The following is a 14,227-nucleotide window of genomic DNA, read 5'->3' as shown; positions in this document are numbered from 1 at the left end:
CAGTTTGGCGCGCGTTACTCGCCCGTCTCGATCGGCGCGCCGACGAGGTTCCCCCACTCGGTCCACGAGCCGTCGTAGTTCCGCACGTCGTCGTAGCCGAGCAGCTCGTGGAGGAGGAACCACTCGATCGACGAGCGCTCGCCGACGCGGCAGTAGGTGATCGTCGACTCGTCGCCGTCGACGCCGGCGTCGCTGTACAGCTCGCGGAGCTCGTCCGCGCTCTTGAACGTCCCGTCCTCGTTCAGCGTCGTGCCGATCGGGACGCTGCTCGCACCGGGGATGTGACCGCCGCGCTGGGCGGTCTCGTTGAGCCCCTCGGGGGCGATGACCTCGCCGGAGAACTCCTCGGGCGAGCGGACGTCGACCATCGGGATCCCCTCCTCGATCGCCTTGTCGATGTCGTCCTTGTACGCGCGGACGCTCTCGAAGGGACCGCGGGCCTCGTAATCGCGGGGCGTGAAGTCGGGCTCCTCCGTGGAGAGCGGGTAGTCGTTCTCGACCCAGTACCCCTTCCCGCCGTCGACCACGCGGATGTCGTCGTGACCGTAGTACTTGTAGATCCAGTAGCCGAACAGCGCGAACCAGTTCGGCACGCGGCCGCCGCCGTACACGACGACGGTGGTGTCGGCGTCGATGCCGCCCTCACCGTTTCGCGCCGCGAAGTCCGCCTTCGAGACGATATCGCGCTCCGTCTCGTCGGTGAAGACCGCGTCCCACTCGAAGTTCAACGCGCCGGGTATGTGGCCCTCCTCGTAGGGCGTGTACTCCGACTCGTCGGTGACGGTCGGGTTGTTGATCTCGACGAGCCGGTGGTCGGCGTCGTCGTCCTGAAAGGTGTCGAGGCGCTCTTCGACCCAGTCCGCCGTGACGAGTACGTCTTCGGACATCACCCGTAGTATGGCCTAAGCCCGCTTTGAACGTCCGATAATGGCGGTTCTTTCCGGCGCCTGTGACGACCGGCAGCCGGCCGAAACCCCGGATTTCGACCGCCTCGAGCGCGCTCGCTCGTTTATTCCGGCTGACACCTACCGGATCACCGTCACTGGCACGTCCGCCTTGTCGACGACGCTCTTGGCGACGCTGCCCACGACCTGCTCGCGCTCCTCGGAGAGCCCGCGGTGACCGACGTAGATCGCGTCGACCGTCTCTTCGGCCGCGTACTCGGTGATCGCGTCGGCCGGCCGGCCCGTGAGCAGTTGGGTCTCCACGGTGATCGGCTCGTCGACCGCCTCCTCGGCGATGGCGCGGGCGCTGTCCAAGACCCCCTGCCCGGCCTCGACGGCCGCGTCCTCGCCCGGGAGGATGATCGTGCCGTCGACCAGTTCCGAGTCCGGCGTTAACACGTGGGCGATCTCCAGCGTCTCGTAGAACGCGACCGCCTGTCGCGCCGCGTACCGGACCGCCTCGTCCCCCTCCGTCGATCCGTCGGTCGCAACGAGGTAGCTCATACGCGGAGATGCGTCCGACGGACACATAATTCCTGTCGGGCGTTCCCGGTCTGCGACTCTGCCGGCGGCGACTCCGCGTTGCGCCGCGGGCGGCGACGGCGGATTCCATCGTCCGCCGGCACCCGCCACCGGTCGGAGCCGACCTTACCGTCCGCCGGCGTTCGCTCCCGGCCGGACCGAGTCGCCCTCGGAGGCGTGGATCGCGTCGAGCACTTCCTGAACGCGGGTCGCCTCCGCGAACGAGACGAGGTCGCCGTCGTCGCCGTCGAGCGCGCTCGCGAACTCAGTCAGGAGCGCGCGCACGCTGTCGCCGCGCTCGTCGACGAGCGTCGCCTCGGTCTCGCGGCCGCGGTCGCGAACGAGCCGGTACCACTCCGTCAGCGACAGCGACGCCTCGTCGCCGACGACGGTGACGCTGTTCTCTTCCTCACCCTCATGGTCGCACAGCAGGTCGAGCGTCCCGCGGACCCCGCCGGCCCGGAACGTCGCGACCGCGTCGTCCTCATAGGTGTCGGGTCCGGAGTACCCCACGTCCGCCGAGACGGTCTCGACCGGGCCGAACAGCTCACGGACGCCGAACAGGAAGTGCGTCCCCACCTCCCGGAGCGGGCCGCCCTGCTCGCGCGACTCCAGCCACGCCACGTCCTGCCACTCGCGGGGCCACTCGGGGAACCGGAACCGAAGTTCGACCCGACGCGGGTCGCCGACCTCACCCGCTTCGACCGCCTCCCGGAGCCGGACGAAGCCGGGGGTGTAGCGGAACGGGAGGTTCACGGCCGTGACGCGGTCGGTCTCCTCGGCGAGCGCGACGAGCTCGCGGCCCGTCTCCGCGTCCGCCGCGATGGGCTTCTCGCAGATCACGTGTTTGCCGGCCGCGAGCGCGTCGGCGACAACCTCCCGGTGCGCGAGCGGCGGGACGCCGACGTAGACGGCGTCGAGGCCGTCCGTCTCGACGAGCGCCTCGTGGTCCGTCGTCGTCGCGGTGCGGTCGGTCCCGTGGTCGGCCGCGAGCGACGCGGCGCGGTCGGCGTCGAGGTCGCAGGCGGCCGCCAGCTCGAACCGGTCGTGGTCCGCTATGACGCCCGCGAGGCGGTTCCCGATGACGCCGCAGCCGACGATGCCGATCTGTATCACGCCCGACGAGAGCGGGCGGACGCGCTTGTAGCTTCGGGAGCCGGACTCGACCCGGGCCGCCTTCGGCCGGTCCCGACCGCCTCAGGAGTCGTCCAGCGGCCGCGCGACCATCTCGCCCCACGGCTCGAAGCCGTGGCGGTCGTAGAACCCCCTCGCGCGGTCGTTCGCCGGGTCCACGTCGAGGACCAGTCGGTCGAGCGGGAGCTCCTGGTCGGCCGCGAGGTCGAGCGCGGCGCCCAGCAGGTCGTCGGCGACGCCGGTCCCGCGGTGCTCGGGCGCGACGTAGAGCTCGTTCAGCACCGCCGCGTCCCATATCATCGCCAGCCGCTCTGGGAGGACGAAGACGTAGCCGACGACGGCGCCGTCGGCCGCCGCTTCGTCACCGGGCCCGTCGGCGCTCCCGTCGACCGCGACGGTCACGCACCGGGGGTCGTCGGCGACGCAGCGGTCGACCCAGTCGAGCCACCGCTCGCGGTACGTGTCGGTGAGCTTCTCCGCGTAGGCGGCCGCCTTCCCGTCGCCGCCGGTGCTCTCGCCGAGGCCGCGCTCGAAGGCCACCTTCGCCGCGTAGAGCCCGTCGGCGTCGCGCTCGCGGTCGTAGGGCCGGATTTCGGGTGTCACGCGTCGCCCTCCGCGGAACCTCCGCTCCCGTCGCCCGCCGACTCGTCGCCCCCGGTCTCCGCGCCTCCACCCTCCTCGCCCTCCAGCACGTACTCCGCGAGCGTCGGGACGAACGTGCCGATGTCGGTGACCATGCCGACCGCCTGCGCCGAGCCGCGGTCGAGCAGCTGGGTGACCGTGGCGGGGTTGATGTCGACGCAGACGGTCTTCGTCGTCGACGGGAGGCAGTTGCCGACCGCGACGGAGTGGAGCAGCGTGGCGAGCATGAGCACGATGTCGGCGTCGCGGGCCTGCTCGCGGATCGCGTCCTGCGCCTCGACCGCGTCCGTGATCGTGTCCGGCAGGGGGCCGTCGTCGCGGATCGACCCCGCGAGGACGGTGTCGACGCCGTTCTCGACGCACTCGTACATCACCCCCTCCGTGACGACCCCGTCCTCGACGGCTGCCTCGATCCCGCCGGCGCGGATGATCTCCGAGATGGTCCAGATGTGGTGTTTGTGTCCCTTCCGCGGGTGTTCGAGCGTCTCAACGTCCATCCCGAGCGAGGTGCCGTAGATCGAGCGCTCCAGGTCGTGGGTGGCGAAGCCGTTGCCCGCGGAGAGCGCGTCGACGTAGCCCCCCGCGACGAGGTCGGCGAGCGCGTCGCCCGCGCCGGAGTGGATCACCGCGGGGCCGACGACCACCATCACGGTCCCGCCGTCCGCCTCGACGGCGCGGAGCTCCGCGGCGACCTCACGGATCGTCGACTCGGAGGGGCGCTCCGCGGAGACGCCGCCCTGCATGAAGCCGAACGCGCCGCCGCCGCTCCGGGGGCGCTCCGGCGGGTTCACCCGGATCCCGGACTGGTCGGTCGCGATGAGGTCGCCCGCCTCAACCGCGCTGAGCGTCTTGGTGCGGGCGCGCGCCGCCCCGTCGTTGCCCGCGTCCGATGCGTCCGCTCGGTCTCCCTCGCCGGCGTCCGCTGCCGGCTCGGGTTCCACCACCAGCGCGCAGTCCATCTCGATCCCCTCCACGTCGATCCACTCGCCGTCGTACAGCACCTCGGTCGGGTGGTTCGTCGTCGAGTAGAAGTTCGGCGGCACCACCTTGTCCGCGGGCGCGGGGACGAGCTCCACGTCGGACGGGTCCTCCAAGACCGCGCCGTTCTGGTGGAGCTCGTGGAGGATCGCGCGCAGCGTCTCGGGGTCGTCGGCCGAGACGGCCAGCCGGCAGTACGACTCCTCGGTCTCGTGTTTCCCGACATCGAACCGCTCGACGTCGAACGAGCCGCCAAGGTCCATCACCGCGCCGAAGCAGCGCTGCATCGTCCCGCTGTCGATGAGGTGCCCCTCCAGCTCGACGGTCCGCGACTGGGTCATACGGAGGCGTCGCGCCCCCCGGTGAAACCCGTTTCCCTGCCGCCGTCGCTACCGCCCGATCGTCCCCTGCCGCGTCACCGACGCGTCGGGGTCGACGAGGAACGCCACGACGGTCGCGCCCTGGTCGCCCGCGGTCACGGTCGGCGGGGCGCCCTCGCCGGTCCACAGGGCGCTCTCCGTCTCCGAGAGCGCGGCGTCGCCGACCTCGGCCGACCCCTCGAAGACGTACACGTAGGCGTCCCGCCCCTCGACGTCGGGGAGCGTCGCGCCCGCGCCGGCGTCGAGCCGAACGTCGTAGCAGTCGACCGCGTTGCGCACGGTGAACGGGTGGTCCGACCCCGCGGGCGCGAACACGCGACGCCACTCGTCCGGTTCGGGGTCCGGGAGCGGGCCGTGCTGGATCCCGGGCTCCAGACCGAGGTCGTGCGGGCGAACGAATATCTGGAGCATCCGGAGCGGCGGGTCGTCCGCGAGTGTCTCCTCGGCGTGCCAGAAGCCCGATCCGGCGTTCATCACGAGGAGGTGCTCCGCGTCGGTGACGAGTTCGTTCCCCTCGCGGTCGTCGTGGCGCATCACCCCCGCGGGCACCCACGAGACGATCTCCTCGTCGCGGTGCTGGTGCATCCGGATCAGCGTGCCGGGGTCCATGAACGACTCGACGACCGTCGAGAGCGGGCCGTACCCGTGGTCGTCGTGGTCCGGGAGGTTCCGCCCGGGGAAGTTGAATCGCGTGCGGAACTTGCCCTGATCTCGAAAGACCTCGGAGCGAGGCGCGGGGAAGAGGTCGCGGTCGGCCGCGGCGGCGGAATCCATTACCAGCCGGTAAAGTCCCGTCGAGCAAAAGCCGTCCGGTGGGGGCGACGCCCTCTTACTCCCCGCGCCCCTCGATCCGATATCGTGACGACCGTCCTCTCGGACCGCGACCGGCGCAAGCGGGACGACCGCCCCGACGGGACGTTCTACGCCGACCCGCGGTTCGTCACCCACGCCGACGACGCGTTCCTCGACCGGCTGACCGCGCTGTACGCGTCCGTGACCGATCCCGGCGACCGCGTCCTCGACGCGATGAGCAGTTGGGTCTCGCACCTGCCCGACACCGACTACCAGCGCGTGGTCGGTCACGGGCTCAACGAGGCCGAGCTGGCCGAGAACGACCGGCTCGACGAGTTCGTCGTGCGCAACTTCAACCAAGATCAGTCGCTCCCGTTCGCCGACGACGCGTTCGACGCCGTCTGCTGTGCGCTGTCGGTCCAGTACCTCCAGTACCCCGGCCCCGTGTTCGAGGAGTTCGCCCGGGTCCTCGCGCCCGGCGGAACGATAGTCGTCAGCTTCTCGAACCGGATGTTCCCGACGAAGGCCGTCCGCGCGTGGCGGGCCGCCTCGATGGACGAGCGCGCCGACCTCGTCGAGCGGTACCTCGACGCCGGCGGCTTCGACGTGACGGACCGGATCGCGGAGCGCCCGGGTCAGGACCCCTTCTACGCCGTGGTCGGAACGCTCCCGTGACCCCCCGCCGCGCCGCGGCCGCCGTCGTCGACATCGGACTCGCGCTGGCGCTCGGCGCGGCCGCACGCCTCGCGCACGTCTACTGGTACCGCGCCTTCGCGACGAGCGTCCCCGTCGACCTCGCCGGCTCGGTCGCCCTCGGGGTCGTGTTTGCCGTCGGCCACCTCGTCGTCGCCTCCGGCGACCGCGTCTCCGCCGCGACGGAGCGACGGCCCGATTCGCCGGCGTGGGGGCCGCGTCGAACCGCCGCCGCGTTCGGCGTCGGGTTCCTGCTCCACGCCGCCGTGGCGCCCGCGTTCACGCCCTTCGGCCTCGAACCGGCCGGCGTCAACGCGGCGCTCGCGGCCGGGGGTGTCGCGGTCGGGCTCTGGTCGCTCGGGGTCCGTCGCGCGGCGCGGACGGGAGCGTAGCCGGCCCGGAACAGGAGCCGGGACCGACGGCGGCCCCGGTCAGTCCGCCGCCGCCGACTCGGCAGCTTCCAGCCCCGAGCCGCTCGGCGGCCGGAGGACGAACACCGCCAGTCCCGCGGCGACCGCGAGCGCGCCGCCGAGGGCGAACGTCGGCGTCCAGCCGAGCGTCGCGACGAGGTAGCCGGCGACGGTGCCGGAGAAGACGCCGCCGCCGACCTTCGCGGTGTACAGGACCGCGTAGTTGCCGGAGGAGTTGGCCGAGCCGTAGTAGTCGGCCAGCAGGGACGGGAAGTAGACGTACAGCGGCGAGGAGAAGAACATCGCGCCGAGGACGAACGCGACGAAGACCGCGCCGTTACCGGCCTCGCCGGCGGCCACCAGCCCGACCCGGAACAGCCCGGCGAGGAGGAACGAGCCCGCCATCACGCGCTTGCGGCTGAACCGGTCGGTCGCCTCGCCGAGGATCAGCCGCGACACCCCGGCGGCGATGGGGAGGAGCGTCGCGGAGAGCGTCGCGATCAGCGCCGCGAGCCCGAAGTTCTCCGCGAACCGGACCACGTTGGCGATCACGAGGAGGTCCGCGCTCGCCATCGCGATGAACATCGCGTACAGCAGCCAGAACTGCCACGTCGAGAGCATCTCGCGCGTCGAGTAGTCGCGGCCGCGGATCGACGCCGCGAGCCCCTCGTCGCCGTCCCCGCCGTCGGCGTCGTCCGTCCGGTCCAGCCAGTCTTTCGGCGGGTCACGGAGGAGGAACGACCCGACGAGCGTCACGAGTAAGATTCCGATCCCGATGTTGCGGAGCACGTCGCCGTACCCCGCCACGGTCGCGTTCGCCCGGACGTACGGGACGACGAGGGCGCTTCCGGCCGCGAACGCCATCGTCCCGACGCCGGTCGTCAGCCCCGTGCGGTCGGGGAACCACTTGACCGCGGTGTTGACCGCGACGGTGTACACGATGCCGACGCCGACCGCGCCGAGCGAGTACAGGAGGTACAGCTGCCAGAGGCTCGTCGCGTACGCCAGTCCGATGTACCCGCCGCCGGCGAGGATCGCCGCGAGGAACGTGAGCGTCCCCGGGCCGCGGCTGTCTCGCCACTTGCCCGCGGGGAACTGCGAGAGCGACTGGAACACCACGTAAAACGAGAACACCGCGCCCAGCGCCGGCAGCGCGATGTCGAGGCTGTTCGCGAGCGGCTGCTCGATCGACGACCAGACGTACTGGTATGGGCTCACCGCCGCCATCATCCCGGCCGCAGCGGCGATCTGCCACCATCGCGAGAACCCGAGAATGTCGGCCGCGCGCGCGGCGTAGTCGACGCCGCCCGCCGCCCCCTCCTCGGCGGCCGCCTCCGCCGACTCGTCCTCAGCCATCGTCGTCCGTCGTCCGCGTGCTGTCGGTCTGTGTCATGTGGTCTCCGTCCCTCGTCGGACCGCGGCGCGCTGCCGACTCCCCGTCGACTTCCCGCCGACCCGCTGCGGCCGTCTCGTTTCCACCCACCGCGCTCGCCGACTAAAACGCGTCGTTGGGGTCGGTCCGCGGCCGCCCGGCGAATAAATTATGATAATCGTCTACCCTGTCGAAAAATGTTAAGAACGGCCAAAGATTACCGAAATCCAAACAACAGGTCGGTAGCTATCCGACCCTCTTCGCAATCCATGTCCACCGATATCGACGCCACCGACGCGACGGGCGAGACCGCGGCCGTGTCTCCGGACGCCGACGCCGCAGCGACGGGACGCTTCGAGCGCGTGCTGGTCGTCGCGACCGACGATCCGGCCGGACGGGCGGCGGTGTCGACGGCCGTCGACCTCGCGGCGACGCACGGAGCGGTCGTCGACGCGCTGTACGTCGTCGACACGGTAGAGGCGTGGGACGTGGTCGTCGAGCGCCGCGAGCGGACCGGCGAGGAGCTCGTCGAGGCCGCCGAGGACGCGGGCGCCGCGGTCGGCGTCGACGTCGAGAAGTGGTTCCGCTACGGGACCACCCACCGGGAGGCGGTCGACTTCGCCGCCGCGCACGACGCCGACCTCGTGGTTGTCGGCTCCGCGCGCCGGACCGGGCTCGACCGGCTCCTCCGTCCCGACCCGGTCCCGGCCCGCGTCCGGCGCGGCGCCGACGTCCCGGTCATGGTCGTCGGACCGGACGACGGCTGAGCCCGTCTCGCGCCATCGGAGGCGCCGCACGCGACCGGTTAAGTGGGCCCGGCCCCAACGATCGGTGTGACAGACGTAGGCATCGTCGGCGCGGGCGCGGGGGCGGCCGCGGCGGCGTTCGTCATCGACCGGACCGTGCCGGAGGCGGACGCGACCGTGCTGGAGAAGTCGGGCGGCCTCTGTGGGCGCGCGGCGACCCGCCGCCACGACGACCTCACGTACGACTACGGGGCGAACTACCTGAAGAGCGACGACGACCGCGTCGTCGAGCTGATCACCGAGACGCTCGACGACGAGGGGCTCGTCGAGGTGACGGAGCCGGTGTACACCTTCGACGTCGACGGGGCGGTGTCCCCGGGCCGCGACGCCGACGAGCACAAGTGGAGCTACCGGCGGGGGCTTACACAGATCGCGAAGCGGCTGTTCGGCCGCACGGACGCCACGGTCCACCGGCGCACCCGGGTCGAGACGGTTCGACGGACGAGCGCCGAGGACGCGTGGGAACTCGACGACGCGGACGGCGAGACGCACGGGCCGTTCGACCGCCTCCTCATGAACCCGCCGGCCCCCCAGACCGCGGAGCTGCTCCGGACGGCTGAGTGGGACGACCCGCTCCGCGAGACGCTGGTCGACGCTGTCGGCGGGGTCGAGTACGGCAGCGTCTGGACCGCGGTGTTGCGCTACCCGTTCGAGCTCGACGTGCCCTACTACGCGCTCGTGAACACCGACAAGGAGCACGCGGTCGGGTGGATCTCGCGCGAGGAGTGTAAGGCCGGGCACGTCCCGGACGGCGAGACGCTGCTCGTCGTCCAGGCGAACGGCGCGTGGTCGACCGAGCACTACGAAGACGACCCCGCGGGGAACGTCGCCGCGCTCGCCGACCACGCCGCCGACATCATCGGCGACGACCGGCTGGCCGACCCCGCGTGGACGGACCACCAGGGGTGGCGCTATGCGCTCCCCGAGGCGGGCGTTGACGGCGGCCCTGTCGACTCGGCCCGCGACGCGGGGCTGTACCTGCTCGGCGACTGGGTCGCGGGCGAGGGACGGCTCCACGCCGCAATCGCGAACGGGCTCGACGTCGGCGAGCGCGTCGCGTATCGGATCTGAGAGGGCGGAGACGGCGTCGGCCGGTCCGAGGCGCTGTCACCGGAGAAGTGGTCGGTTTGTGAAGCGGTTCGACGGCGCGCCGAGCGGCGGCGTCAGTTCGTCGTGATGCGGTACTCGACGGTCCCCAGCCCGGGGAGCGTGAACGTCTGGACCCGACCGCTGCGCCGGCGCAGGGTCCGCAGGACGGACCGCGAGAGGACGGCGAGCGCGACGGTGCCGGTCAGGACCGCGACGGTCGCGACGGGGTAGGAAAACGCGACGAACGGTGCGACGACGAGCGCGAGGAACGCGAGCGTCCCCAGCGGCGAGCGGCTGCCCGGCGGCGAGCCCGAGCCGATCGGTCGGTGTTCCTCGGCCGGCGTGATGTAGCCTTGATACATATCTCACTGTACACGCTCGGGCGATTAAAAACTTTCACTTTCCAAATAGGTTTTGAGAAACGGTACCATGTCACATATCCGTAAATCAACTGAAACGGTCGTTAATGCGGTGTAAGTCGTACCATGCTACTCGTTGGTACACTTCTCATATTTCTGTGAGGAGTCCCGTCGTCCGCGTCGACGACTCCGATCGCCGGGGCCTCGACAGAGACGGACGGCGGTCGCGGTCTCGGCGGCGGGCGGCTCGTCTCCCCGGCGGCGATTCCGGTGGTGCGACGGGTCGGCGGTGCTTTTATTCCGCTCCACCGACTTCCGTAGATACGGACAGACACGATGACACTCGACACACCCACCACCGATCCGACGGTCGTCGTCGCGGTGCCGGAGCGCAGGCGCGTGGTCGCCGGTCTCGCAGACGAGGCCGTCGAGACCGTCGCGGACCTCCGCGTGCGCGGGCGGGCCGAAGAGATCGCCGCCGAACTCCGCGAGACGCACCTCCCGGCGCTGGAGGCGGCCGGCTACATCGAGTGGGACCGCGAGGCCGGGACCATCGAACCCGGCCCGAACTTCGAGGAGGCCGCGGCTCACGTCGACGACCTCCCGATGCCGGACGGCGAGCCCTCCGACGACTGACCGCTCCGCCGACCGATCGCTCCGACGGCTGACCGCTCTGTCGGCGGTTCCGGCGGGACGGTCGAGCGCGCGTGGCGGCCCGAGAGCGACTGCCGCGGACGCGGCCCGAGACGTTTATCCCCGGGCGCGGGCGACACCCGACAGCGATGGCCGAGCCGATCCTGAAGTGGGCCGGCGGGAAGCGGCAGCTGCTCGACCAGCTGTACGCCCGCTTCCCGGCCCAGTTCGGCCGGTACCACGAGCCGTTCGTCGGCGGCGGGGCCGTCTTCTTCGACTTAGAGCCCGCCCGCGCGACGGTCAACGACGCGAACCCGCGGCTGGTGAACTTCTACGAGCAGGTTCGCGACCGCCCCGAGGAGCTGATCGCCCGGCTCGCGTCGTTCGACGACCCCGAGAGCGACCCCGACCCGACCCTCCCGTACGCCGAGGAGACGGCGCGCGGCCGGGACGTGGACTCGTACTACTACCAGCAGCGCGCGCGGTTCAACCGCCGGCCGTACGAGGGCGAGTTCGACCCGCTGGCGGAGGCCGCCCTGCTCTTGTACCTCAACCGGACCTGTTACAACGGCCTCTACCGCGAGAACGCCGACGGCGGGTTCAACGTCCCGATCGGTCGGTACGCCGACCCCGACTGGGTCCAGCGCGACCGGATCCGGCGCGCGAGCGACCTGCTCGCCGACGTCGAGGTCCGGCAGGGCGACTTCGCGTACGTCCTCGACGCCGCCGAGCCGGGCGACCTCGTCTACTTCGATCCCCCCTACGAGCCGATGAGCGCGACCGCGAACTTCAACGAGTACAGCGCGTCCGGGTTCGACCGCGAGGACCAGCGGCGCCTGCTCGACGTGGCCGCCGACCTCGACGACGCCGGCGTGTGGGTCGTGCTCTCGAACAGCGGCGTGATGTACGACGCCTACGTCGACGCGGGGTTCCGCGTCGACCGCGAGGACGCAACCCGCGCGATTAACAGCGACGCCGAGAGCCGCGGCGCCGTCGACGAGATCGTCGCGACCAACGTCCCGCCGGCCGAGCGTCGCGAGGCCGGCCAGCGAGAGCTCTCAAGGTACTGAGAACGGCGCGACCGATTCCCCTGACTCCGCCACGCGTCCGCTCCGACCCCGAGCCCCCTACGCGCCCGGCCGGACCCAGAGCGCGACGAACCCCCACGCGACCGTCGTCGTCGCCGCCATCGCGACCATCGTCGCCACCGCGGGCAGCGGCTCCTCGCGCCGCGTGAACCGTCGGTAGCCGGGGGCGAGCCCGACGAGCGGGAGCAGCGTCGCCGCGGCCACGACCGGCGGGAGCGCTCGCCCGACGAGGGCGGCGGTCGCGACGGCCGCCGTCGCGCCCCCCAGCGCGTACGCGGCCCGGAGCCGCCGGGGCGACCAGCGCGTCGCGAGCGTCCGCTTCCCGACCGCGGCGTCCGCCCGGCGGTCGGGCCACGTCGTCTCCAGGAGGTTCACGAACACCGTGGCGCCGAACGGAAGCGTCGCGAGCGCGGCGGCGGCGGTGACCTCGCCGGCGACGACCGCGAACCCGTACAGCGGGAGCGCGACGCCGCCGAGGAGCGCGTTCGCCGGCGCGCCCAGCCCGTTCCACGCGAGCCGGAGTGGACCGACGGAGTACTGCCAGCCGACGACGAGGATCCCCGCGAGGAGGGCGGCCGCTGTCGGCGGCAGGAGCGCCGCCTCGGCGAGCCCGGTCGCCTCGCTCGCGACCCCGAGGCCGGTCAGGGTGACGCCGAGCCCGCCGGCGGCGACCGCACCGCGCAGCGCGATCCTCCGCGGGAGGTCGGTCTCGACCAGCGCGCCGCTCCCGCCCGAGAACGGGGTGCGGTCGGTGAGCGCGTCCGTTTCGACGTCGGCGTATTCGTTAGCGTAGTGGACGCTCGCGGCGACCGGTATCAGCGCCGCGAGCCCGAGTCCGAGCCGCGCTGCGCCCCCCGTCTCGCCGTACCCCCGGCCGTACGCCATCGCGACGCCGAGCGCGTACACTAAGCCGATCAGCGCGACCTGCGACGGCCGCGAGAGCCGCCAGAGGGCGGCCGGGACGCGCCGGTCCATCGGTCAGTCGTCGCCCAGCCCGCGGACCTCGGCCAGCAGGTCGTCGATCTCGGGGCGGTCGGCGGGCATCCGACCCTCGTACGCGTACGCGACGACCGGTTCGCCGCCGCGAGCGTCGAGAATCATCGCCACCGGCATCCGCCCGACGAGGTCGTGGAGCGAGCCGAGGACCCCGAACCGCACGGGCTGGTCGTACGCGTCGCTCACGTCGGTCTCGGGGTCGGCGAGCAGCGGGAACGGGAGGTCGTACGAGTCCTGCCACGACCGCGCTCGGCCCACCGGCTCGGGGAGCACGGAGACGACCGTCGCGTTCAGTGCCTCGAACTCGTCGTACCGGTCGGCGATCGCTCGGACCTGCTTCCGGCAGTTCCCGCAGTGGTAGTCGCGCTGGAACAGGAGGACGATCGCGTCGGTGTCGGGGTCCGCGGCCGCGGCCGACAGTGAAAATCGGTCGGGACCCGCTCCCGCGTTCGGCAACTCGAAGTCGGGGACCGCCTCGGCGGACGTCCGAGTGTCGCTCATGGCGCCCGCTACGCGCTCCCGCCGCATAAACGGGGAGTCGGTGTGGCGCGCCGCGCGCGGAACCGGGACAAATATAGGTCAATGACACTCGTTCACGCAGTATGACCGAACGGAGCGGGACCGCCGGCTCGCCCGTCGAAGCTGCGAGCGGCGCGGCCGCGGAGCCCGCTCCGGTCGACGCCGCGCGGGAGTTCCTCCGGGCCGTCCGAACGGACGGCGACGTCGACGCGGCCCGACGACGGCTCGACGCGCTGCCGCCGGCCGCGCTGGACGCCCTCGACGCCGCGGAGCAGCTGGCGTTCTGGATCAACGTCTACAACGCCGCCACCGGGGACGCCCTCCTCGACGACCCGACGCGGCTGTCGAACCGGCGCCGCTTCTTCGCCGCGTCCGTCGTCTCCGTCGCCGGCGCCGACCTGAGCCTCGACGAGATCGAACACGGAATCTTACGCCGCTCGAAGTGGAAGTACGGGCTGGGATACCTGCCGGACCCGTTCCCCTCGGCGTTCGTCCGCCGGCACCGCGTCGCCGATCCCGACCCGCGGATCCACTTCGCGGTCAACTGCGGCGCCACCGCCTGTCCGGCCGTCTTCGCCTACGACCCGGCGACCGTCGACGAGGCGCTCGACCACGCCGCCGAGACGTACCTGCGAGGCGAGACGGTCGTCGCGGACGGCACCGCCCGCGTCCCGCGGCTCATGCTGTGGTACCGCGGGGACTTCGGCGGGAGGAGCGGGATCCGAGAGCGGCTCCGGCGGTACGGGGTGATCGACGCGGACGCGACGCCCGAGATCCGCTACCGCGAGTACGACTGGACGCCGTCGCTGGAGCCGTTCCGCGGCGGGGAGTGACTCTCGCTCGCTCGCGGCCGCCGAGGCCGTTGGGGCG

At 71.8% G+C, this 14,227-nt stretch carries 17 protein-coding genes; 7 read left to right on the top strand and 10 right to left on the bottom strand.

Features of this window, described 5'->3' with window-relative positions; all coding sequences use genetic code 11:
- Positions 1 to 14: 14 nt before the first annotated feature.
- From EXE41_RS10420 to EXE41_RS10395, 6 genes are all read right to left on the bottom strand, one after another.
- Positions 15 to 887 carry a sulfurtransferase gene (locus EXE41_RS10420; RefSeq protein WP_049930951.1) on the bottom strand — a complete coding sequence of 291 codons (873 nt, stop codon included), beginning with the start codon at positions 885 to 887 and terminating at the stop codon, positions 15 to 17.
- A 138-nt stretch (positions 888 to 1,025) separates the two neighbouring features.
- Entirely contained in the window at positions 1,026 to 1,448 is a 423-nt protein-coding gene (locus EXE41_RS10415; protein ID WP_049930953.1) for a universal stress protein, read from the bottom strand.
- Between the two features lie 144 nt (positions 1,449 to 1,592).
- Positions 1,593 to 2,582 (bottom strand): Gfo/Idh/MocA family protein, encoded by a 990-nt coding sequence (locus EXE41_RS10410; protein WP_094520726.1) that lies wholly within the window; start codon positions 2,580 to 2,582, stop codon positions 1,593 to 1,595.
- Positions 2,583 to 2,663: 81 nt separating this feature from the next.
- Positions 2,664 to 3,203, bottom strand: a complete 540-nt coding sequence (locus EXE41_RS10405; protein WP_137690960.1) for a GNAT family N-acetyltransferase — start codon at positions 3,201 to 3,203, stop codon at positions 2,664 to 2,666.
- Positions 3,200 to 4,561, bottom strand: a complete 1,362-nt coding sequence (locus EXE41_RS10400) for a TIGR00300 family protein (RefSeq protein WP_137690959.1) — start codon at positions 4,559 to 4,561, stop codon at positions 3,200 to 3,202. The genes EXE41_RS10405 and EXE41_RS10400 overlap by 4 nt, the downstream gene beginning before the upstream one ends.
- Positions 4,562 to 4,609: 48 nt before the next feature.
- Positions 4,610 to 5,374, bottom strand: coding sequence for a pirin family protein (locus tag EXE41_RS10395; protein ID WP_137690958.1), 765 nt, complete (start codon positions 5,372 to 5,374; stop codon positions 4,610 to 4,612).
- 84 nt (positions 5,375 to 5,458) lie between these two features.
- Between EXE41_RS10395 and EXE41_RS10390 the strand changes: the two genes are divergently transcribed.
- Positions 5,459 to 6,067 (top strand): class I SAM-dependent methyltransferase, encoded by a 609-nt coding sequence (locus EXE41_RS10390; protein WP_086216974.1) that lies wholly within the window; start codon positions 5,459 to 5,461, stop codon positions 6,065 to 6,067.
- Positions 6,064 to 6,477: a hypothetical protein gene (locus tag EXE41_RS10385; protein ID WP_086216973.1), complete on the top strand. Its 414-nt coding sequence runs from the start codon at positions 6,064 to 6,066 to the stop codon at positions 6,475 to 6,477. The genes EXE41_RS10390 and EXE41_RS10385 overlap by 4 nt, the downstream gene beginning before the upstream one ends.
- 39 nt (positions 6,478 to 6,516) lie before the next feature.
- On the opposite strand, the gene EXE41_RS10380 is transcribed toward EXE41_RS10385, so the two are convergent.
- A complete protein-coding gene (locus EXE41_RS10380; RefSeq protein WP_089308562.1) occupies positions 6,517 to 7,851 on the bottom strand; it encodes an OFA family MFS transporter in 1,335 nt (444 codons plus the stop codon).
- A gap of 285 nt (positions 7,852 to 8,136) precedes the next feature.
- On the opposite strand from EXE41_RS10380, the gene EXE41_RS10375 reads away from it, so the two are divergent.
- Entirely contained in the window at positions 8,137 to 8,634 is a 498-nt protein-coding gene (locus EXE41_RS10375) for a universal stress protein (RefSeq protein WP_137690957.1), read from the top strand.
- Positions 8,635 to 8,700: 66 nt separating this feature from the next.
- Positions 8,701 to 9,744, top strand: coding sequence for an NAD(P)/FAD-dependent oxidoreductase (locus tag EXE41_RS10370; protein WP_137690956.1), 1,044 nt, complete (start codon positions 8,701 to 8,703; stop codon positions 9,742 to 9,744).
- 92 nt (positions 9,745 to 9,836) lie between these two features.
- Here the strand turns inward: EXE41_RS10370 and EXE41_RS10365 are convergent, their stop codons facing one another.
- Positions 9,837 to 10,124: a hypothetical protein gene (locus tag EXE41_RS10365; RefSeq protein WP_049930974.1), complete on the bottom strand. Its 288-nt coding sequence runs from the start codon at positions 10,122 to 10,124 to the stop codon at positions 9,837 to 9,839.
- A gap of 333 nt (positions 10,125 to 10,457) precedes the next feature.
- On the opposite strand from EXE41_RS10365, the gene EXE41_RS10360 reads away from it, so the two are divergent.
- Positions 10,458 to 10,757 carry a hypothetical protein gene (locus tag EXE41_RS10360; protein ID WP_137690955.1) on the top strand — a complete coding sequence of 100 codons (300 nt, stop codon included), beginning with the start codon at positions 10,458 to 10,460 and terminating at the stop codon, positions 10,755 to 10,757.
- A gap of 146 nt (positions 10,758 to 10,903) precedes the next feature.
- Positions 10,904 to 11,824, top strand: coding sequence for a Dam family site-specific DNA-(adenine-N6)-methyltransferase (locus EXE41_RS10355; protein ID WP_094592570.1), 921 nt, complete (start codon positions 10,904 to 10,906; stop codon positions 11,822 to 11,824).
- A 57-nt stretch (positions 11,825 to 11,881) separates the two neighbouring features.
- Here EXE41_RS10355 and EXE41_RS10350 read toward each other — a convergent pair whose 3' ends face one another.
- Positions 11,882 to 12,817: a prenyltransferase gene (locus EXE41_RS10350; protein WP_137690954.1), complete on the bottom strand. Its 936-nt coding sequence runs from the start codon at positions 12,815 to 12,817 to the stop codon at positions 11,882 to 11,884.
- A gap of 3 nt (positions 12,818 to 12,820) precedes the next feature.
- Positions 12,821 to 13,339, bottom strand: coding sequence for a peroxiredoxin (locus EXE41_RS10345; RefSeq protein ID WP_086216463.1), 519 nt, complete (start codon positions 13,337 to 13,339; stop codon positions 12,821 to 12,823).
- A gap of 101 nt (positions 13,340 to 13,440) precedes the next feature.
- Between EXE41_RS10345 and EXE41_RS10340 the strand changes: the two genes are divergently transcribed.
- Entirely contained in the window at positions 13,441 to 14,190 is a 750-nt protein-coding gene (locus tag EXE41_RS10340) for a DUF547 domain-containing protein (RefSeq protein WP_086216462.1), read from the top strand.
- Positions 14,191 to 14,227: the final 37 nt, after the last annotated feature.

It is taken from the genome of Halorubrum sp. SD690R, from assembly GCF_005435035.1.
Classification (GTDB): domain Archaea; phylum Halobacteriota; class Halobacteria; order Halobacteriales; family Haloferacaceae; genus Halorubrum; species Halorubrum ezzemoulense.
The sequence above is the reverse complement of the archived record's forward strand: the minus strand, read 5'-3'. Positions and strand labels throughout refer to the sequence as shown.